Here is a 20,774-nt window from a genome sequence, read left to right as displayed (position 1 = left end):
CCGCTGGCGCTGGCTCCGCGCCGCCGGCCGGGCGCCGCGCGATCAGGCCGTCTTGATCGGCGGGGCCAGGCGGATGCTGAGCTCCTTGAGCTGCTTGTCCGTCACCTCGGAGGGCGCGTTCATCAGCAGGTCCTGGCCCTGCTGGTTCAGCGGGAAGGCGATCACTTCGCGGATGGCGGTCTCGCCCGCCAGCAGCATGACGATCCGGTCGATGCCGGGCGCCAGGCCGCCGTGGGGCGGCGCGCCGTGGCGGAAGGCGTTCAGCATGCCGCCGAACTGCTCCTCGACCACGTTGGCGCCGTAGCCGGCGATCTCGAACGCCTTCAGCATCAGCTCGGGGATGTGGTTCCGGATCGCGCCGGAGCACAGTTCGTAGCCGTTGCAGACGATGTCGTACTGGAAGGCGCGGATCGTCAGCGGGTCCTGCGTCTTCAGGGCCTCAAGGCCGCCCTGCGGCATCGAGAACGGGTTGTGCGAGAAGTCGACGCGCTTGTCGTCCTCGTTCCACTCGAACATCGGGAAGTCGACGATCCAGCAGAAGCGGAACTGGTCTTCGTCCACCAGGGAAAGGTCGGTCGCCACCTTGGTCCGCGCCAGGCCGGCGAACTTGGCGAACACCTTGGGATCGCCGGCCACGAAGAAGGCCGCGTCGCCCTTGCCCATGCCGAGCTGGTCCATCAGCGCCTGGGTGGGCTCGGGACCGAGATTCTTGGCGATCGGGCCGCCCCAGCCGCCCTGGTCCTCGCTCCAGAAGATGTAGCCGAGGCCCGGCTGGCCCTCGCCCTGCGCCCAGGAGTTCATGCGATCGCAGAAGGCCCGGCTGCCGCCCTTGGGCGCCGGCACGCCCCACACGGCGTTCTTCTCGTCCTGCAGGATGCGCGCGAACAGGCCGAAGCCGCCGCCGCGGAAGCGCTCGGAGACGTCCTGCATGACGATGGGGTTGCGCAGGTCCGGCTTGTCGGTGCCGTAGCGCTGCATCGACTGCAGATAGGTCAGCCGCTCGAAGCCCTTGTGCTCGATGGTCTTGCCGAAGTCGTCCACGTAGGACATCGGCTCGTCGATCGGCGAGACGCGCTTGCCCTGGCCGAACTCGGTGAACACCCCGTGCATCACCGGCTCGATGGCGGCGAACACGTCTTCCTGGGTGACGAAGCTCATCTCCACGTCGAGCTGGTAGAACTCCAGGCTGCGGTCGGCGCGCAGGTCCTCGTCGCGGAAGCAGGGCGCGATCTGGAAGTAGCGGTCGAAACCGGCGACCATCAGGAGCTGCTTGAACTGCTGGGGCGCCTGCGGCAGCGCGTAGAACTTCGTCGGGTGCATGCGCGAGGGCACCAGAAAGTCGCGCGCGCCTTCCGGCGAGGAGGCCGTCAGGATCGGCGTCTGGAACTCGGTGAAGCCCTGCTCGATCATGCGCCGGCGGATCGAGGCGATCACGTTGGAGCGCAGCACGATGTTGCGGTGCAGGGTCTCACGGCGCAGGTCCAGGTAGCGGTTCTTGAGGCGGATATCCTCGGGATATTCCGGCTCGCCGAACACCGGCAGCGGCAGTTCGGCCGCTTCCGACAGCACCTCGACGGCGCGCACGCGCACCTCCACCTCGCCGGTGGCCAGGTTCGGGTTCACCGTTTCGGGCGAGCGGGCCACTACGTCGCCGTCCACGCGGATCACGCTCTCGGCGCGCAGGCGCTCGACGACGGCGAAGTCCGCGGTCTCCGGGTCGATGACGAGCTGGGTCAGGCCGTAGTGGTCACGCAGGTCGACGAACATCAGTCCGCCGTGGTCGCGCTTGCGGTGGATCCAACCGGAAACTCGAACGGTGGAACCCGTGTCGGCGGCGCGGAGCGCGCCGCAGGTGTGGGTGCGGTAGGCGTGCATGGGAGTCGCAAAACGTCTGGAAAATCGAGGCGCGGAAGGGGACACGTAGGGGGCGCCTTGTCAAGGCGCTGGGGCCGCCGTCCCGCGTCCTTCCCCCGCCCCTACTTCTTCGGGTCGACCAGGGCCTGGTAGACCAGCGTCCGCGTCGCCGTGCCCAGGTCCTCGCCGCCGGTGCCGCCCAGGCGCTGGATCATGCCGACGAACACCACGTCGTTGGTCGGATCCGTCCAGAACCAGGTGCCAGCCGCCCCGCCCCAGCTCATCGTGCCCTTGCCCTGCAAGGTCCCGGCCTTGCGCGGGTCGTTCACCACCGCGAAGTCCAGGCCGAAGCCGACCGCGTCGTTGAAGCTGGTGGCGACCGTGCCGTTGGAGGAGACCAGCACCTTGTCGGGGATCATGTTGGTGCCCATCAGCTCCACCGTCGCCGGCGAGAGGATGCGCACCCCGTCGAGTTCGCCGCCGTTGGCGATCATCTGGGCGAAGCGGGCGTAGTCGGTGGTGGTGGAGAGCAGTCCGCCGCCGCCGGATTCCATGCGCGGGGGCTGGGTGTAGTCGGGCAGGTCATAGCCGAAGAGCTGCTTGGCCTCCTCGATCTTGCCGGTCTTCGGATCGCCCACATAGACCGGCGACAGCCGCGAGATCTGGCTCTTGGGAACCACGAAGCCAGTGTCGTTCATCTTCAAGGGCTTGAAGATCTTCTCGTCCATGAACTGGCCGAGCGGCTCGCCCGACAGCTTCTGGACGATGTAGCCCTGCAGGTCGACGGCGACGCTGTAGTACCACTGGGTCCCCGGCTCGAACATCAGGGGGATGGTCGCGACCTTGTCGACCATGTCCTGCAGGCCGTTGGAGGCCAGCACCTCCTTGTCGCGGAACATCTTGTCCACGGGGTGCTTGTCGTTGAGGCCATAGCCGAAGCCGGCGGTGTGGCTCATCAGTTCGCGCATGGTCGGCGGCCGGTCGAGCGGGACAAGGGTCTGATTACCCGCCCCGTCGATCTTCATGAGCTTCAGGTCCTTCAGCTCGGGGATGAACTTGGTCACCGGATCGTCCAGCTTCCACTTGCCCTCCTCGAACAGGATCATCATCGCCACGCCGGTGATCGGCTTGGACATCGAGTAGATGCGGAAGATCTCGTCCTTGGGCATGGCCTGGCCGGCGGCCAGGCTCGCCTTGCCGTAGGTCCTGAACTCCACGACCTTGCCGTGACGCATCAGAAGCGTGGTCATGCCGGCCACCCGGCCGTCGTCCACCACCTGCTGCATGGCCGCGTCCAGGCGCTTCAGCCGCTCAGAGGAAAAGCCCACGCTCTCGGGGCTCGCCGCCGGCAGGGCGGCCGGTTCGCGGGCCAGGACGGGTGCGGCGGGCGCGAGCGCCAGGCTCGCGGCCAGGGCGGCGCCAAGCAGCCGCGCGCGAAAATCGATCATCTGAAAATGCCCCTAAAAGAACGCTCCGCGACTTCGGCGCGGTTGCGCCGACCTTATCGGCTCGACCGGAGGCCGCAAGGGCGAGAAGGGCTAGGCGCCCTTCGGCCGGAAGCGCTTGCTCGTCGGGAAGCCCTTGGGCGCGAGCTTGCCGGCGGCGGCGCGCTTGCCCTTCCACTCGGCCCACTCCGGCCAGGTGCGCGTGCGGCCGGCCCCGTCGATCCAGCTCGCCCCCTCCTCGGCGGAGAAGAGCGTCGCATCGCGCAAGCCCCCCTCGCGGTAGGCCTGCAGCTTCACGCCCTTGCCGCGCGGCATCTCCGGCAGTTCGGCGACCTCGAAGATCAGGATCTTGCCGTTGTCGCCGATGACGGCGACGTGGTCGCCGGTGATCGGCATGGCGAAGGCCGAGCCCTTCTTGTCGACGCTCAGCACCTGCTTGCCGGCCTTGCGGAAGGCGATCGCCTCCTCCTCGGGCAGGATGAAGCCATAGCCGGCCCGGGAGGCGACGAACCGCTTGGTCCCGGGCTTGTGCGCGAAGACATCGATGATCTCGACCTTGTCGTCCAGGTCGAGCATCAGCCGCAGCGGCTCGCCATGGCCCCGCGCCGAGGGAAGCTTGTCGCAGCCCAGGGTGAAGAAGCGGCCGTCGGAGGCGAAGATCAGCAGCTTGTCGGTCGTCTCGGCCGGGACGATGAAGCCCAGCTTGTCGCCTTCCTTGAACTTCAGCTCGGACGGGTCGTCCACCTTGCCGCGGGCCGCGCGGATCCAGCCGCGTTCGGACAGGATCACGGTGATCGGCTCGCGCGGGATCATCGCCTCGATGGCGGCCTCGGCGTCCACCTGCGGCGCCTCGGCGAAATGGCTGCGGCGGCGGCCCAGCTCGGTCTCGGGCGAGAGCGCCTTGCGCACGTCCTTCAGCCCCACGCCCACCAGCTTCCACTGCTGGGCCTCGGAGGCCAGCATCTTCAACAGGCCGTCGCGCTCCTCGGAAAGCTCGCCGTGCTCGCGCTTGATCTCCATCTCCTCCAGCTTGGCGAGCTGGCGAAGGCGGGTGTTGAGGATCGCCTCGGCCTGGATCTCGGAAAGGTCGAAGGCGGCGATCAGCTTGGCCTTGGGCTCGTCCTCGTAGCGGACGATGCGGATCACCTCGTCCAGGTTCAGGTAGGCGATCAGCAGGCCTTCGAGGATGTGCAGCCGCGCTTCGATCTTGCCGAGCCGATGGCGGGCCCGGCGCACCAGCACTTCGCGCCGATGGTCGAGGAAGGCCTTCAGCGCCTGCTTGAGGCCCATCACGCCGGGCGTGCCCCGCGCGTCCAGCACGTTCAGGTTCACCGAGAACCGGGTCTCCAGGTCGGAGAGCTTGAAGAGGCTCTCCATCAGGATCTCGGGCTCGACGTTGCGGCTCTTCGGCTCGAGCACCAGGCGCACGTCCTCGGCGGACTCGTCGCGCACGTCGCCCAGCAGCGGCGCCTTCTTGGCCTCGATCAGCCCGGCGAGTTGCTCGACCAGGTCGGCCTTCTTCACCTGGTAGGGAATCTCGGTGACGACGATCTGGTAGGTCCCGCGCCCGGTCTCTTCCTTCTCCCAGCGCGCGCGGGTGCGCACGCCGCCGCGGCCGGTCTCGTAGGTTTCCAGGAGCGAGGCCGTCGGCTCGACGATCACCCCGCCGGTGGGGAAGTCCGGCCCCTTCACGTGGGCCATCAGGTCGGCGGTGGAGCAATCGGGCTTGTCCAGGATCACCAGGCAGGCGTCGATCAGCTCGGCGGCGTTGTGCGGCGGGATCGAGGTGGCCATGCCCACGGCGATGCCGGTGGTGCCGTTGGCCAACAGGTTCGGGAAGCCAGAGGGCAGGACGACGGGCTCCTCGTCCTCGCCGTCGTAGGTGGGCTTGAAATCGACGGCGTCCTCGTCGATGCCGTCGAGCAGCAGCTTGGCCGCGTCCGTCAGCCGGCACTCGGTGTAGCGCATGGCCGCGGCGTTATCGCCGTCGATGTTGCCGAAGTTGCCCTGCCCGTCCACCAGCGGGTAGCGCTGGGCGAAGGTCTGGGCCATGCGCACCAGGGTGTCGTAGATCGCCTGGTCGCCGTGCGGGTGGTACTGGCCCATCACCTCGCCGACCACCTTGGCGCATTTGCGCGCGGCGGTGTCGGGGTTCAGCCGCATCTCGTTCATGGCGTAGAGCACGCGGCGCTGCACGGGCTTCAGGCCGTCGCGCACGTCCGGCAGCGCCCGGCCGGTGATCACCGACAGGGAATAGGCCAGGTAGCGCCGCGACAGGGCCTCGGAAAGCGGCTCTTCGATGATGCGGTCGCCGTCCCCATCGGACGGCGGCGGGGTGTGCTTGGTCATGGGCGGGTCATTTCAGAATCAGCTCGCATTAGGCCCTTCCCGCGTCGCGGGCGAAAGCCGCAATGGGCGCGACCTCAGGCCGCGAGCTTGGCCAGCTCGGTCAGGATGCGTTCGGCCGCGTTCAGGCGCTCGGTCGGGGTCTCCCACTCGCCCTTGACGACCACCTTGTTGTCGGGACGAACGCGCCAGACCGCCGCGTGCCTCTGGACGTAGCCCACCAGGCCGACGGGGTTCTTGAACTCGTCGCCGCGGAAGCTCACCACCGCGCCCTTCGGGCCCACGTCGATCTTGGCCACGTTCGCCTGGCGGCACATGCCCTTGATCGCCACCACCTTCAGGAGCTGGCCGGCTTCCGGCGGCAAGGGGCCGAAGCGGTCGATCAGCTCAGCGGCCAGGGCTTCGCGGTCGTCGGCCTTCTCGGCGTCGGACAGGCGCCGGTAGAGCGCCAGCCGCACGTTGAGGTCGGGCACGTAGTCCTCGGGGATCAGCACGGCCGCGCCGGTGTTGATCTGCGGCGACCAGCCCCGGTCGACCAGGCCCTCGCCGCCGCGCTCCTTCAGCTCGGCGACGGCGTCCTCCAGCATCTGCTGATAGAGCTCCACCCCGATCTCGCGGATGTGGCCGGACTGCTCCTCGCCCAAGAGGTTGCCGCCGCCGCGGATGTCCAGGTCGTGGCTGGCGAGCTGGAAGCCCGCGCCCAGGCTGTCCAGCGACTGCAGCACCTTCAGCCGCTTCTCCGCGGACAGGGTCAGCGGCTTTTCCGCGGGCGTGGTCAGATAGGCGTAGGCCCGCGCCTTGGCCCGGCCGACCCGGCCGCGAAGCTGGTACATCTGGGCCAGGCCGAACATGTCGGCCCGGTGGATGATCATGGTGTTGGCCGTGGGGATGTCGAGGCCACTCTCCACGATGGTGGTCGAGAGCAGCACGTCGTATTGGCCGTCGTAGAAGGCGCTCATCACCTCCTCGAGCTGGGTCGGCGCCATCTGGCCGTGGCCCACCACGAACTTCACCTCAGGCACCTGCTCGCGCAGGAAACGCTCCAGCTCCGGAAGATAATTGATCCGTGGCGTGACGAAGTAGCTCTGGCCGCCGCGATACTTCTCGCGCAGCAGGGCCTCGCGCAGCGCCACAGGATCCCACGGGGTGACGTAGGTGCGCACGGCCAGGCGGTCGACCGGCGGGGTGGCGATGATCGACATCTCGCGGATGCCCGACAGCGACATCTGCAGGGTGCGCGGGATCGGCGTGGCGGTCAGGGTCAGCATGTGCACGTCGGCGCGAAGCTCCTTGAGCTTCTCCTTGTGCTTGACCCCGAAGTGCTGCTCCTCGTCGACGATGACGAGGCCGAGGTTCTTGAACTCGACCTGCTTGGAAAGCACCGCGTGGGTGCCCACCACCACCTCGATCTCGCCCTTCTTCAGCCCGTCGCGGGTCTCGGCCGCCTCCTTGGCCGGAACCAGGCGCGACAGGCGGCGCACCCGCACCGGCCAGCCCTTGAACCGCTCGGCGAAGGTCTTGAAGTGCTGGCGGGCCAGGAGCGTCGTCGGGCAGACGATCGCCACCTGCTCGCCGCTCATGGCCACCACGAAGGCCGCACGCAGCGCCACCTCGGTCTTGCCGAAGCCGACGTCGCCGCAGATCAGCCGGTCCATCGGCTTGCCGGCGGACAGGTCCTCCAGCACGTCGCCGATGGCGTTGAGCTGGTCGTCGGTCTCCTCGTAGGGGAAGCGGGCGCAGAACTCGTCGAACACCCCATGCGGCGGATCCACCGGCGTGGTGGTCTTGGTCGCCCGCTCGGCGGCGATGCGGATCAGGCCCTCGGCCATCTCCCGCAGGCGGGCCTTGGCGCGCGCCTTGCGGCCCTGCCAGGCCGCCCCGCCCAGCCGGTCCAGGATCACGCCCTCGGAGTCCGAACCGTAGCGGGTCAGAAGGTCGATGTTCTCGACCGGGAGGTAAAGCTTGGCTTCGCCGCCGTACTGCAGCTCCAGGCAATCGTGCGGCGCGCCCTGCACGTCCAGGGTCTTCAGCCCCTCATAGCGGCCGATGCCGTGGTCGATGTGCACGACGAGGTCGCCCGGCGTCAGCGACGAAGCCTCGGCCAGGAAGTTGGTCGCCCGGCGCTTGCGCTTGGGCCGCGACAGCCGGTCGCCCAGGATGTCGGTCTCGGAGATGACGGCGAGATTGGGCGTCTCGAAGCCGGACTCCAGCGGCAGCACCACCCGTTGCGGCACCTTCGGGTCTGCCGCCTTGGCCGCCTGCCAATAGGGCGCGAAGGGCACGCGCGTCAGGCCGTGGTCGGCCAGCATCAGCCCCAGCCGCTCCGAGGAGCCGTCGGTCCAGGAGGCGAAGAGGACGCGCTTGCCCTGGGCCGAGAGCGCCTTGGCGTGGTCGGCCGTGGCCTGGAAGAGATTCACGCTGTCCTGCGAGCGCTCGGCGGCGAAGGTGCGCCCGAGCCTGGCGCCCATGTCGACCGCGGTCTCGCTCTCCACTTCCTGGAAGGCGGAGAAGCGCCGGGTCGGGCGCTCGGCCAGGCGCGCCTTCCACTCCTCGGCCGGCAGGGTGAGCGCCTTCGGCTCCAGCGGATGGTAGTGCACACGCCGCTCGGCCTGGGCGCGGGCGTCGAAGGCGTCCTGGATCATCGCCCAGCGCTCGTCCCTCGCCTCCTCGGCCAGGTGGTCGACGCCGATCACCGCGTGGCCCGGCAGGTAGTCGAACAGGGTCTCGAGCTTCGGATAGAACAGCGGCAGCCAGTGCTCCATCCCCGCCCGCCGGCCGCCTTCGCTGACCGTGGCGTAGAGCGGATCGTCCCCAGGCGCGCCGAAGGTCTCCAGGTAGCCGCTGCGGAAGCGCGACACCGCGTCGGCGTCCAGCAACGCCTCGCTCACCGGCAGCAGCTGCACCTCGCGGAGCTGCCTGGTCGAGCGCTGGGTCTCAGGATCGAAGGCGCGGATCGATTCCAGGGTGTCGCCGAACAGATCCAGCCGCACGGGCTCGTCGGCGTTAGGCGGGAAGACGTCGATCACCCCGCCGCGGATGGCGAACTCGCCGCGCTCGGAGACCGTCGAGGCTCGCGTGTAGCCGTTGACCGCGAAGTAGCGCTCCAGGTCGGCGATCTCGACCGCATTGCCCACGGTCGCCGAATAGCTGGCGTCCTTGATCGCCGAGCGCGGCGGCACCCGCTGCATCAGCGCCGGCACGGCGGTGACGATCAGTTGCGGCTTGCCCGAATCCAAGCCGTGCGCGAGGCGCGCCAGGGTGGTCATCCGCTGGGCGGCGATCGCCGGCGAGGGCCCCACCCGGTCGTAGGGCAGGCAGTCCCACGAGGGGAACGGCAGCACCTCGATCTCGGGAGCGAAGAAGCCGAACGCGTCGACGAAGGCCGACAGGCGCGAGCCGTCCCGCGCGACGAACACCGAAACCCCGCCCCGGCCCCGGGCGATGTCGCCCATCACCAGGGCGTCGAAGCCTTCCGGCGCGCCGATCAGGTCGACGCGGCCCTCGTCCTGCACGAGCCGCTTCATCTGGCCGGGACCGACCGGCCGAGCGTCGTCAGCCGCCACGGTCCGGCCCCCGCGCGCTGTGCGCCTCGTCCCGGAAGGCCTTCAACATGCGCATGATTTCGCCGTCCATTTCCGGCGGCGTCGGATCGCGCTCGACGATCCAGTTGTAGAGGTCGTGGTCGGGCGCCTGCATCAGGCGCTCGAACTCCTCGATCTGTTCGAGACTCAGGCTCGAGGCGTGCTTGTCCGCGAACGGCCCCAGAATGAGGTCCGCTTCCCTGAAGCCACGGTGCCAGGCCCGGAACTTCAGTCGTCGGAGGCGTGCGTCGTCGATCGTCATGAAGGAGCGGCGGATATAGGCCGGCTCGCGGTCGAACGCCAGCCCGCGCGTCAGGCGGCGCCCTTTTGCCCGCGGATGGGCGATAAGCTGCACCCATGCGGCCCGAGATTCTGTTTCCGCTCTATGCGCCGATCACCTCGCTGAAGGGGGTGGGCTCGCGCGTGGCGCCCGTGCTGGAGAAGATCGCCGGGCCGGTCGTGCGCGACGTGCTGTTCCTGAAGCCCCACGGGCTGATCCGCCGCCACCAGGCCACGGTCTCCACGGCCGTGGAAGGCGAAGTGCAGATCTTCAAGGTCGAGATCGAGGCCTACCAGCGCCCCCGCTCGCCCTCCCAGCCCTGGAAGGTCAGGACCTACGACGGCACCGGCTTCCTGACGCTGGTGTTCTTCGGCGCTTACGGCGGCCAGCTCGAGGCGCGCCATCCGATCGGCGCCAAGCGCGTCGTCAGCGGCAAGGTGGAACACTTCGGCTCCGAGCTGCAGATCGCCCATCCGGACATCGTTCCGCCGGAACAGGCCGACGCCATCCCGCTGCTGGAGCCGGTCTATCCCGCCTCCGCCGGCCTTCCGGCGCGCAGCGTCCGCCGCTTCGTCCACGAGGCCCTGGAACGCGCGCCCGAGCTGCCGGAGTGGCAGGACCCCGCCTTCGCCGCCCGCGAGCGCTTCCCAGCTTGGCGCGAGGCCCTGGCCCATCTGCACGCGCCCCTGAGCGAGGCCGACTTCTCGCCCCAGGCTCCGCACCAGCGTCGGTTGGCCTATGACGAGCTCCTGGCCCATCAACTGGCCATGGCCCAGCGCAAGGCCGCCCGCCGGGCCGAGCCGGCCCGCCCGGCGCCGGCGAGCCCGGTCGCCGAGGCCGTCCGCGCCGATCTGCCGTTCAAGCTCACGGAGGCGCAGAACCGCGCCCTCGGCGAGATCCGCGGCGACCTCGCCTCCGGCGAGCGGATGAGTCGTCTGCTCCAGGGCGACGTCGGCTCCGGCAAGACGGTGGTCGCCATGCTGGCCATCGCCGACGTGGTCGCCTCCGGCGGCCAGGCGGTCCTGATGGCGCCCACCGAGATCCTGGCGCGCCAGCACTTCGAGACCCTGGCGCAACCCCTTGAAGCCCATGGGATCGCCGCCGTCCTGCTCACCGGCCGCGACAAGGGCGCGGGCCGCGCCGACAAGCTTCGGGGCCTGGCCTCGGGCGCGATCCAGGTGGCCGTGGGCACCCACGCCCTCTTCCAGGACGACGTGCATTTCCAGCGCCTGCAGCTCGCCGTCATCGACGAACAGCACCGGTTCGGCGTGGGCGAGCGCCAGCGCCTGCAGGCCAAGGGCCAGGCGGTGCACCTGCTGGCCATGTCGGCCACGCCGATCCCGCGCACCCTGGAGCTGACGGTCTACGGCGACCTCGACGTCTCGCGCATCGACGAAAAGCCCCCCGGCCGCACGCCGGTGGCCACCCGCGCCGTGCCCATGCCCCGCGTCGCCGAGGTCGAGGCGCGCCTGCGCAAGGCGGTGGCCGAGGGAGCCCAGGCCTTCTGGATCTGCCCGCTGGTCGCCGAGTCCGAGGTGGTTGACATGAAGGCCGCCGAGGTCCGCGCCGCCGAGCTGCGCGAGCGCGTCGGCCCCGGCGTCGGGCTGATCCATGGGCGCATGTCCGGCCCCGAGAAGGACGCGGTGATGGCCGCCTTCGCCGACGGCGAGGTCAAGGTGCTGGTGGCCACCACGGTGGTCGAGGTCGGCGTCAACGTGCCCAACGCCACGATCATGGTGATCGAGCAGGCCGAGCGCTTCGGCCTGGCCCAGCTCCACCAGCTTCGCGGCCGCGTCGGCCGCGGCCATCGCGAGAGCGCCTGCGTGCTGCTCTACGACCCGCCCCTGTCGGAAATCGCCCAACGGCGGCTCGACATCCTGCGGCGCACCGACGACGGCTTCGTCATCGCCGAGACCGACCTGGAGCTGCGCGGCGGCGGCGACGCGCTGGGCCTGCGCCAGTCCGGATTTCCCGACTACGTCTTCGCCGACCCCTTCGCCCACCGCGACCTGATCGCCGCGGCCGGCGACGACGCGCGCCTGATCGTCGCCCGCGATCCGGACCTGACCAGCGAGCGCGGCCAGGCCTTGCGCATCCTGCAGGAGCTGTTCGACTGGCGACCGGGCGCCAAGCTGAACGACGCCGGTTAGCCCGCCGCCGGGACCAGGGCGGCGGCGGCCATCGGCGCGCGGTCGAAGTCCAGGAACGACAGGATCTCGCGCGCCGCCACGTCCGCGCCCTCATTCGGCAACATGTGCCCCTCGGTCGAGAACACGACCTCCTTGGACCGTGCGAGCCTGCGCGCCATGTCGTGCTGCCTGGCCGGCGCGACGACGACGTCGCGCTCGCCGTTGAGCAGGAGCACCGGCGCCTCAACCTCGCCCAGCCGCTCGTCGATCGACAGGTCCGCGGAGGTTTCCAGGAACATGCGATGCACCTCGCCATCCACCATGGTCACGGCGTCGATCACGGCCTCCAGCATCCGCCCCGGCGCGCGAACGAACATATGCCGGAACATCTCGCGCATCATGTCGCGGTCGCGGCCGTGCTCGACGAGAAGCTGCATGGTCTCGGCGGGCGTGTCGCCGGTGACGGTCGCCGCCGCGGGGGTCAGCAGACATAGCGCCGCAAAGGCTCCGGGGTGACGGATTTCGGCGAAGACGCCGGTGAAGCCGCCCAGGGAATGGCCGACGTAGACCGGCGCGCCGAGGCCGAGGGCGCGTGAAAAGGCCACGACGTCGTCGGCGAGGGCTTCAACCGACCAGCCCTCCAGCGCCCCGGCCGAAGCGCCGTGCCCCCGCAGGTCGAGGGCGTAGACCGTGTAGCGGTCCGCCAGCAGGTCGATGAGCTGCTCATAGGGACCGCCCGTCGAGCGCACGCAATAGCCGTGCACGAACACGAGCGGCGGCTTGCCGGACCCGTCGCCGTGCACGCTGTAGCCGAGCGTCACGCCGTTGAGCGAAATCGTCCTGATCGTCTGGTCCACCACGCTTTCCTTCACGGATCACCTCGCTTCGCCGTCTGTCGCCTAGTACCGATAGTGCAACTCGACCCCGACCTCGCGCCGGGGCTGGATCGTGCCGTTGGTGATCGAATTGATCACGGCCGAGCCCACCACCATGGTCGCGTAGGTGCGCTCGTCGGTCAGATTTCGCCCGTAAAGGCCGAACCGCCACCGCCCGCCCGGCGCCTCGTAGGTCGCGTAGGCGTTCACCCGGCCGGATGCGCCCTGGGAGATCAGCGGAAGGTTGAACTCGGAGAAATAGACGCGCGACTTCCAGTCGTATCGCGCCGCCAAGGTGAGCTCGCCGCCGTCGCCGAGGACATGGCTGTAGACCGGGCCGATTCCGGCGGTGAATTCAGGCGCCTGCGGCAGCCGGTTGCCCTCCAGGTTGAGCGTGCCGAGCGCCGGACGCGCGCTGTCCTCAGTGATGAACCGATCAAACCGCGCATCCAGCCAGCCGCCGTCGAAGGCGATGCGGAATTCCGGCGTCACGTGCTGGACGAGCTCGATCTCGGCGCCGTTGATGGTCGCCGCCGCCGCGTTGGTGACCTGCGAGAGGACGCCTACGACCTGGTTCACCTGCAGGTTCTGATAGGATGTGCGGAAGAGCGCGAGATTGGCTTCCAGCCGCCCGTCGAAATAGGCGCCCTTCAGGCCCAGCTCCCACATCTTGCTGGTTTCCGGCGCGAACGCCGGGGCCAAGCCGCCCGCCGAGTAGCCGCCGCTCTTATAGCCGGTCGCGTATTTCAGATATCCCGTGCTGGTCGAACTGAACTCGTAGGACGTGCCGATCTCGAAGGTGGGCTTCGACCAGCGGTCGGACTGCGTGAGCGCGCCGATGAAGTTGTTGCTTTCGGTCAGCCGCTTCTTGTCGCGCGACATGCGCGCGCCGCCGAAGACCTTCCAGGCGTCGGTCAGCTTGTATTCGGCGTGGCCGAAAACGGCGGCGGACCGGGTGTCGACGTCGCCGGTGATGGTGACGGGCGCAGGCAGATAGATGACGGGGACGGCGATCGCCTGGGTCTCGGAATCGTCGATGTAGTTGGCGCCCAGGATGTAGGAGAAGCGCCGGTCTGCGTCGGAGCTGTAAAGCAGCTCGGCGTAGGTGGTGTCCCTGGACTGGTCGAAGATGGTGCTGTCGAAATCGACCGCCGTGCCGTCGCCGTCGTTCTCCGTGTAGACCTTCGTATGGCGCCTGGACACGGTGGCTCGCAGGTCGCCGCCGACGATCTTCCAATCAACGAACAGCGCCACGCCCTTCTCCATCAGGTTGGCGGCGCCATGGGTGACGGCGATCCTGTCGTCGCTCGGGGTGGCGATGAAGGTGTTGGAAAGCAGGGCCGGCAAGCCCAGGTCGGCGTTCGGCGTGCCGACGAGATAGTAGGCCGGTCCCGTCTCGTCCGACTTCTGGTAGTCGGCCAGCAGGCGGGCGCTGAAGTCCGCCGTGGGTCTCCATTCTAACTGCAGGCGGCCGCCGTAGTTGTTCTTGCCCTCCAATCGATCCGGGCCGCCCGGAGCGACGTTCTCCACCGCCCCGCGGCGGTAGGTCTGCTGCACCGCCGCCCGGCCGAGCAGCGTGCCGGCCGCGTTGATCGGCCCGCTGGCGAACATCGCGACGTGCTCGCCCACAGGCGCTCCAACCGACGCGTCGAGGCCGAAGGCCGGGCTCGCCGTCGGCGTATTGGAGATGACGTTGACGGCGCCGCCGGTGGCGTTGCGGCCGAACAGGGTTCCCTGCGGCCCACGCAGCACTTCCACGCGATTGACGTCGAACAGCGAGGCCAGGGCGATCGCTGTGTCAGGCACGTAGATCCCGTCGACGTGAAACGCGACCCCAGGATCGTTGCCCGCCGTCTGCAGGTTCGTGCCGATCCCCCGGATGGCGATGTTGGTGTTCGCGCCGCTGGTGCCGAGCTGGATGTTCGGGCTTTGGGTGACCAGCGCCGAGAACGTCTCCACGTGCTCCTTCTCAAGCTGGTCGCCGCCGTAGGCGGAAAGCGCGATGGGCGTGTCGCGCACGCTCGCCTCGCGCCGGGAGGCGGTGACGACCACCTCGCCCAGCTCCCGGGCATGATCGGCGGATCCGCCCGTCTGGGCCGCCGCGCCAGTCGCGGCGGCGAGCGCCGCGCCGGCGGTCGCCGCCAGCAACGCCGCCCTGCGCGGCGCGCGGATCTTCGTGTGCGCCCCCATGAACGCCCTCCCCTCTCGTCATTGGTCTTTTGCCGGGGACCATGAGGGCGGCTGGGGCGCCGAGAAAGGACCGGAACGCGCAGGTCCCGGCGGAAAGCCGGGACATTTCCGGTCAAAGCTGCATGAGGCCGACGATCTCCTTCATCCGCGCACACAGCAGTTCCGGCGAGACGGCGCTGGCGAAGTCCTGCCGTATCTCGCTTGGCGTTCGCCCGGTCGCGCGCTTCACGAACCGCCTGAGGCTGCGGGCGTCCGCATAGCCGAGGTCGGCCGCGATCGCTTCCAGGCTGTGCGACCCGGCCTTGAGCAGATCCAGGGTGACGTCGAGCAGCGCGCGCTCTCGGAGCTGGCGAAACCCCGACCCGTTCCTGACCAGCATGCGCCGGTAGGTCGACGGCGACATCATCTGCTCGGCCGCGAGCCGCTCCAGGCGCAGATCACGGTTGTTGACGCCCGGCGGGGGATGGTCCGGCGTCATCTCCAGAAGGCTGATGGCCTCCTGCATCGGACGCCAAGCGAACTCGTCCAGCCCCGGCCCGGCCGCGCGACGGGCCAGCAGCGCCTTCGGAAAGGCTATGCCCGCGCACGCGTGGACCCCCACAGGCCCTCTGATCGCATAGTGGGTGGAGCCCAGGCAGCAGTGCTCCGGGTCGCGCGTGCCGACCCACAGGGCCGGGAAAGGCCGCCCCAGGAAGCAGGTCAGGCCCATGTAGAGATAGGTGAGCTGGATGTCCTCCTGCAGATGCGCGCCGCCCCGGTCGTCCTCCACCTGAAGCGCCAGGAAGGCCTGCTCGCCCTCGGTGGAAAGCTGCAGCCGGATCGCAGACGAGGAGAGTTCATGGAATTTGGCCAGGGCGATCAGCCCGTCGCCCAGGCTGGCCGCGCCGAACAGGATGCGAAATCCAAGCGGGCCGAACGTCGGCGCCACCCGCCGGCGCAGCAGCGCGTGCGTGCCGTCATCGGTTTCAAGCACCAGCGCGGCGAAGAACAGGATGAGCTGAAGCGGCGAGATCTGGTCCCGATCGTCGCCAAATCGCGGGGCGATCAGCGCGCGCTCGAACAGGCCGTCAAGCGAAAGCCCGCTCGCCACGGCGCCGGCCGCGCGCCGCTCGGCCCACGACAGCGGGATCTGCCTAAACGTCATGCCTCCCGATCGCCCTCAACTGGCCTGAGCGTGGCTTGAGCGCCCGGCCCATGCGCCACGGCCTCTCTTTTCGAGAGGACAGGATGATCACCTTCTCGCCGGTTTGAACACCCCCTCACATTCGACGCGTTCGGAAGGTTCTCAGCCCACCTTGACCATGCGCTTGCCGCGGTTCTCGCCGTGGAGCAGGCCGATTAGAGCGGCCGGGGTGTTCTCCAGCCCCTCGATCACGTCCTCCTGCACCTTCAGCTCGCCGCTCTCCACCCAGGACTTCAGCTCGGCCAGGGCCGCGTCGCGCTTGTCGTAGAAGTCCGAGACGATGAAGCCCTGCAGGGTCAGGCGCTTGGTGACGATCAGGCCGGGCACGCCCCTGGGCCCGTGCGCCGGCGCGGCGCCGTCATACTGCGAGACCGCCCCGCAGCAGGCGATCCGGCCGTGGGTGTTCATGGCGAACAGGCAGGTCTCGAAGATGTCGCCGCCCACATTGTCGAAATAGACGTCGATCCCGCCCGGACACGCCGCCTTCAGCTCCTGGCGCAGGGCGCCGGCCTTGTAGTCGACGGCCTCGTCGAAGCCGAGCTCGTCCTTCAGCCAGGCGCATTTCTCCGCCCCGCCGGCGACGCCGACCACGCGGCAGCCCTTGATCCTGGCGATCTGGCCGACGATCGAGCCCACCGAGCCGGCCGCCGCCGACACCACCACCGTCTCGCCCGCTTTCGGACGGCCGCATTCCAGGAGGCCGAAATAGGCGGTCAGCCCGGCCACGCCGTAGACGCTGAGCAGGTGGGTGAGCGGCTCCATCGCCGGCAGCTTGGAAAGTCCCTTGGCCGGCACGGCTCCGTATTCGCGCCAGCCCATGTCGGCGAACACCAGGTCGCCGGGCGAGAACCCCGGCGCACGGCTCTCCACCACCTCGGCCAGCGCCCCGCCGGCCATCACCTGGCCCGAGGTCAGCGCCGAGCGGTAGGTCGCCCCCTGCATCCAGGCCCGGTTGGCGGCGTCCAGCGAGATGTAGCGGGCCTTCAGGAGGAGCTCGCCCTCCGCCGGGCTCGGCCGTTCGGCCGCCTCCAGGCGAAAATGCTCAGGGCTGAGCCTTCCCTGCGGAATGGAGTCCAGCACGATCTGGCGGTTCGAAGCGGTCATGGCGCCAGCCTCCCTTCATGGTCTTGATTGGGCGCGAACATGGGCCGCGCGCCAGGCGCCGCCAAGCCCTCAATCGATGCGGCGCAAGGGGTGATCGGCCATGGCCTGCGCCGCGGCGGTCGCCGCGCCGGGCTTGGGAAAATCCGGCTCGGCCGTCAGCGCCGCCAGCCTGGCCTTCGCGTCGGCTTCAAGATCGCCATAGAAGAGATTGTATCCGGGCGCCTTTCGCCGGTCGGCCCAGGAGCCGATGCGCCTGAGCGAGGTCGATTTCGGCCGAGAGACCCTGAGCACCCCGTCCTTGCACACGGCCGTGACCTGCCGGGTCATGAACGGCGGGCGCGCGCCCCATTCCAGGCCGGTGGCGTTGGCGGCCCCCAGGTTGAGCCGAGCCGGCGCCGGCTCGTCGCTCACCTTCCCCAGCAGCGGATTGAAGCACATGGGCCTGCGCCCGTTCAGGTTCACGAGTTGGCCGGCCCTGTCCCACACCAGCGAGCGGTTGAGGATGTCGGCCACGCCTTCCAGGTCGCCCTCGCGCACCGAGGTCCAGGCCGCCAGGCAACCGGGCTGGCCGCGCGCCGTGCAAGGCGGCAGCGGCGCTTCGCCCGCCGGCACGGCCGTGTCGATCAGATAGGCGGCGGCGATCAGCCGGCGCATCCGCTCGTCAGGGGCGATCTCCTCGGCGATCAGCCGCTCGGCCAGGGTCCCGCCCTGCTCCACCCCGACCACGATGAAGGGCCGCCCGTTGTTGTATTCGTCCCTGTACTGACGGAACGCCGCCGCCACGTCCCGATAGGCGAACGCGCGCGCATCGCGGGCGTCATCGCGCAGGGTGAGCAGGGTGTAGAGGCTGGCCTGGCGATAGCGCGGGGCGAACAGGCGCCCCACCCGCACGAACGGGCCGGCGTAGTTCGGCGCCATGGTGCGGCGGAACAGGCGCTCGGCCTGATCGTCGTCGATCGGCGCGTTCCACTGGGCGCCGCCGTCGTAGGTGGTCGGCGACACGAAGAAGATGTCTGCCGGCGGGTCCGACGGGCGCGCGGCGTCGGCCGGATTGGGCAACAGATACCAGGACGCACGCATGGCGTAGTTGGGCGCCGGGGGCGGCTGGTAGGTTTGGAACGGCACCTTCGGATCCAGCGCCGTGCGCTGGATGTCGTCACGCCAGACGTAGCCCGCCGCGACCAGCACGGCGACGACCACCGTCAGGCTCATGACGAGCCAGCGCCTGAAACCCTTCGGCCGCTTAGCCATGGCCCCTGCCTACACGATGGGGCCCCACCGCTCCAACCCCGTCAGCGATACGGATCGGGTTGGGAGAGGTAGCCCTTCACATAATCGGCGATCCCCTCCTCCAGCGGCGTGAAGGCGCGCGGATAGCCGGCCGCGCGCAGGCGCTCCATCCTCGCCTCGGTGAAGTACTGGTACTTGTCGCGGATCGCCGGCGGCATCGGCGTGTAGTCGATCTGCGCGTTCTTGCCGGCGGCGGCGAACACCGCGCGGGCCATGTCCTCGAAGGACCGCGCCTGGCCCGAGCCCAGGTTGTAGACGCCGTTGACCTGCGGATTGGCCACCAGCCATTCGGCCACCTCGGCCACGTCGCGCACATAGACGAAGTCGCGCTTCTGGCCGCCGTCCGGCACGTCGTCGCGATACGACTTGAAGAGCTGCACGCCCTGGCCGTCGCGCACATGCGGCCAGATCTGCGAAGCCACGGACTTCATCGAGTGCTTATGCTCCTCGTTGGGCCCGTACACGTTGAAGAACTTCAGCCCCACCCATTGCGGCGGCGCGTAGTCCCTGGCCGCCTGGCGCGCGGCGAACAGGTCGAACAGCGCCTTGGACCAGCCGTAGGTGTTCAGCGGCCGCAGCTTCATCAGCGCGTCGTACCTGTCGTCGTCGTCGAAGCCGAGCGCCCCGTCGCCGTAGGTCGCCGCCGAGGAGGCGTAGATGAACCGGCGCTGGCGGTCCGTGCACCAGCGGAACAGGTCGCGGCTCAGCGAAAAGTTGGAATGGATGATCTTGTCGGCGTCCGGCTCCATGGTCGACGAGATCGCCGCCATGTGGACGACCACCTCCACCTCGCGCCAGCGCTTCTCTAGCCAGTCGAACATGTCGTTCGGGGCGACGAAATCGCCGATCGGATGCTTGGCGATGTTGCGCCACTTGCCGAGCTCAGCTTCGCGCAGGCGGTCGCACACCACCACGTCCAGGCCGCGATCCTCGGCCAGCTTGGCGACGATGTTGGAGCCGATGAAGCCGGCCCCGCCGGTGACGAATGCGATGCGGCGGTTCATGAGCCGGCCGTCTCCTTGTTCGAGAGCTTGGCGATGGCCGCGGTGGTGGAGAAGCCCTCCACGATCGGCGCCAGCTTCACCTCGCCGCCCCAGCCGCGCACTTCCCTGGCGCCGACGACCTGCTCTTCGGTGTAGTCCGCGCCCTTGATGAGCACGTCCGGACGCGCCAGCTCGATCAGCTTAATCGGCGTCTCCTCGTCGAAAGGCGCCACCAGGTCCACCGCGCCGAGCCCCGCCAGCACCAGGGCGCGGCTTTCCAGGTCGTTCACCGGCCGGCCGTCGCCCTTCAGCGCGCGCACCGAGGCGTCGCTGTTCAGCCCCACCACCAGCCGGTCGCACCAGGCCCGGGCCTGGTTCAGGTAGGCCACGTGCCCGCGGTGCAGGATGTCGAAGCAGCCGTTGGTGAAGCCTACCTTCAGCCCCTTGGCGCGCCACCGGGCGACCTCTTCGGCCATGCGCTGCGGCGTGGCGATCTTGGCTTCGGCCGGGGCCATGTGCGCGGTGAGCGCGGCCTCCACCAGCTCCTCGGGCGAAACGGTCGCCGTGCCGATCTTTCCAACGGCCACGCCGGAGGCGAGCTGGGCGAACTGCACCGCCGCCTCCATGGGCGCACGGGCGGCCAGCGCCAGGCCGAGCGCCGCCAGGGTCGTGTCACCCGCCCCGGAGGCGTCGAACACCTCCTTCGGCACGCCGGGGAAGTGGCGCACCGGCTCGCCGCGCACGCCCAGCGAAATGCCCTTGGCCGCCCGCGTCACCAGCACCGCGCGCGCCTCGCAAAGCTCCAGCGCCTTGGCCAGCGCCGCCTCGATCTCGGCGTCGGTGGAGACCGGCATGTCCGTGGCGTAGGCGAGTTCGGCGGCGTTGGGCTTGATGATGTCCACCTCGCCGTAGCGGGCGAAGCTGCGCGCCTTGGAATCGACGATCACCTGGGCGCCGTCCTTGGAGGCCGCATGGCAGGCGGCGATCACCGCCGGCGTCACCACGCCCTTGCCGTAGTCGGAGATCAGGATCACGCCCGCGCCCTTAGCCACGTCGCGGATGGTGCGCACCAGGCGCTGCTCCACCTCGCCGCCGGCCGGCTTGCTCTCTTCCAGGTCCACGCGCAGCAGCTGCTGGCCGCCGGAGACGAAGCGCGTCTTCAGGGTGGTCGGCCGGTCCGGGTCGTTGACCAGGAAGCCTTCGACCCCGCTTTCGCCGCCCACCAGGCGCAGCGCCTCGTGGCCCTCGGCGTCGCCGCCGATCAGGCCGACCAGCGCCACCGAGCCGCCCAGGGCCGCGACGTTGCGCGCCACGTTGCCGGCCGCGCCCAGCATCACCAGCTCGCGCGTGCGCGCCAGGACCGGGATCGGCGCCTCCGGCGAGACCCGCGTGACCTCGCCATAGACGAAGCGGTCGACCATCAGGTCGCCCACGCACACCACCCGCGCGCCGGAGACGGCGGCCAGCACCTGCTGCAGAGCCGATAGATCCATGGGCTCAGCCTCTCGCCCGCG

Annotated in this window: 13 protein-coding genes; 1 reads left to right on the top strand and 12 read right to left on the bottom strand. The window is 69.4% G+C overall.

Annotated elements, in window-relative coordinates:
* Nucleotides 1-42: 42 nt before the first annotated feature.
* The 5 genes from aspS to ACE3TA_RS03035 all read right to left on the bottom strand — a co-directional run bounded on the left by aspS (nucleotide 43) and on the right by ACE3TA_RS03035 (nucleotide 9,581).
* Nucleotides 43-1,875 (bottom strand): aspartate--tRNA ligase, encoded by a 1,833-nt coding sequence (gene aspS / locus ACE3TA_RS03055; RefSeq protein WP_374570312.1) that lies wholly within the window; start codon nucleotides 1,873-1,875, stop codon nucleotides 43-45.
* A gap of 101 nt (nucleotides 1,876-1,976) precedes the next feature.
* Nucleotides 1,977-3,302 carry a serine hydrolase domain-containing protein gene (locus ACE3TA_RS03050; protein WP_374570310.1) on the bottom strand — a complete coding sequence of 442 codons (1,326 nt, stop codon included), beginning with the start codon at nucleotides 3,300-3,302 and terminating at the stop codon, nucleotides 1,977-1,979.
* A 90-nt stretch (nucleotides 3,303-3,392) separates the two neighbouring features.
* The gene (parC, locus tag ACE3TA_RS03045; RefSeq protein ID WP_374570308.1) at nucleotides 3,393-5,648 is read right to left on the bottom strand and encodes a DNA topoisomerase IV subunit A; all 2,256 of its coding nucleotides are present in this window, start codon (nucleotides 5,646-5,648) and stop codon (nucleotides 3,393-3,395) included.
* 74 nt (nucleotides 5,649-5,722) lie between these two features.
* Nucleotides 5,723-9,169 (bottom strand): transcription-repair coupling factor, encoded by a 3,447-nt coding sequence (mfd, locus tag ACE3TA_RS03040; RefSeq protein WP_374571111.1) that lies wholly within the window; start codon nucleotides 9,167-9,169, stop codon nucleotides 5,723-5,725.
* 28 nt (nucleotides 9,170-9,197) lie between these two features.
* A complete protein-coding gene (locus ACE3TA_RS03035; RefSeq protein WP_374570306.1) occupies nucleotides 9,198-9,581 on the bottom strand; it encodes a succinate dehydrogenase assembly factor 2 in 384 nt (127 codons plus the stop codon).
* A gap of 2 nt (nucleotides 9,582-9,583) precedes the next feature.
* Between ACE3TA_RS03035 and recG the strand changes: the two genes are divergently transcribed.
* Nucleotides 9,584-11,656 (top strand): ATP-dependent DNA helicase RecG, encoded by a 2,073-nt coding sequence (recG, locus tag ACE3TA_RS03030; protein WP_374570303.1) that lies wholly within the window; start codon nucleotides 9,584-9,586, stop codon nucleotides 11,654-11,656.
* Here the strand turns inward: recG and ACE3TA_RS03025 are convergent.
* The 7 genes from ACE3TA_RS03025 to rfaE2 form a co-directional block, all read right to left on the bottom strand.
* Nucleotides 11,653-12,492 (bottom strand): alpha/beta fold hydrolase, encoded by an 840-nt coding sequence (locus ACE3TA_RS03025; RefSeq protein ID WP_374570300.1) that lies wholly within the window; start codon nucleotides 12,490-12,492, stop codon nucleotides 11,653-11,655. The two genes, recG and ACE3TA_RS03025, sit on opposite strands and share 4 nt — an antisense overlap.
* A 42-nt stretch (nucleotides 12,493-12,534) precedes the next feature.
* Nucleotides 12,535-14,700 carry a TonB-dependent receptor gene (locus ACE3TA_RS03020; protein WP_374570298.1) on the bottom strand — a complete coding sequence of 722 codons (2,166 nt, stop codon included), beginning with the start codon at nucleotides 14,698-14,700 and terminating at the stop codon, nucleotides 12,535-12,537.
* Between the two features lie 112 nt (nucleotides 14,701-14,812).
* Complete coding sequence (locus ACE3TA_RS03015) at nucleotides 14,813-15,844, bottom strand: helix-turn-helix domain-containing protein (RefSeq protein ID WP_374570296.1); 1,032 nt, start codon at nucleotides 15,842-15,844, stop codon at nucleotides 14,813-14,815.
* 141 nt (nucleotides 15,845-15,985) lie between these two features.
* Complete coding sequence (locus ACE3TA_RS03010) at nucleotides 15,986-16,987, bottom strand: NADP-dependent oxidoreductase (protein WP_374570294.1); 1,002 nt, start codon at nucleotides 16,985-16,987, stop codon at nucleotides 15,986-15,988.
* Nucleotides 16,988-17,056: 69 nt separating this feature from the next.
* Nucleotides 17,057-18,238, bottom strand: coding sequence for a DUF3089 domain-containing protein (locus ACE3TA_RS03005; RefSeq protein WP_374570292.1), 1,182 nt, complete (start codon nucleotides 18,236-18,238; stop codon nucleotides 17,057-17,059).
* Nucleotides 18,239-18,279: 41 nt separating this feature from the next.
* Nucleotides 18,280-19,281: an ADP-glyceromanno-heptose 6-epimerase gene (rfaD, locus tag ACE3TA_RS03000; protein WP_374570290.1), complete on the bottom strand. Its 1,002-nt coding sequence runs from the start codon at nucleotides 19,279-19,281 to the stop codon at nucleotides 18,280-18,282.
* On the bottom strand, nucleotides 19,278-20,753 hold the full coding sequence (gene rfaE2 / locus ACE3TA_RS02995; RefSeq protein ID WP_374570288.1) for a D-glycero-beta-D-manno-heptose 1-phosphate adenylyltransferase: 1,476 nt from the start codon (nucleotides 20,751-20,753) through the stop codon (nucleotides 19,278-19,280). Before rfaE2 ends, rfaD begins: the two co-directional genes overlap by 4 nt.
* Nucleotides 20,754-20,774: the final 21 nt, after the last annotated feature.

It is taken from the genome of Phenylobacterium sp. (genome assembly GCF_041916435.1).
Taxonomy (GTDB): Bacteria; Pseudomonadota; Alphaproteobacteria; order Caulobacterales; family Caulobacteraceae; genus Phenylobacterium.
Note: the sequence above shows the minus strand (reverse complement) of the source record. Positions and strands in the feature narration are given on the sequence as shown.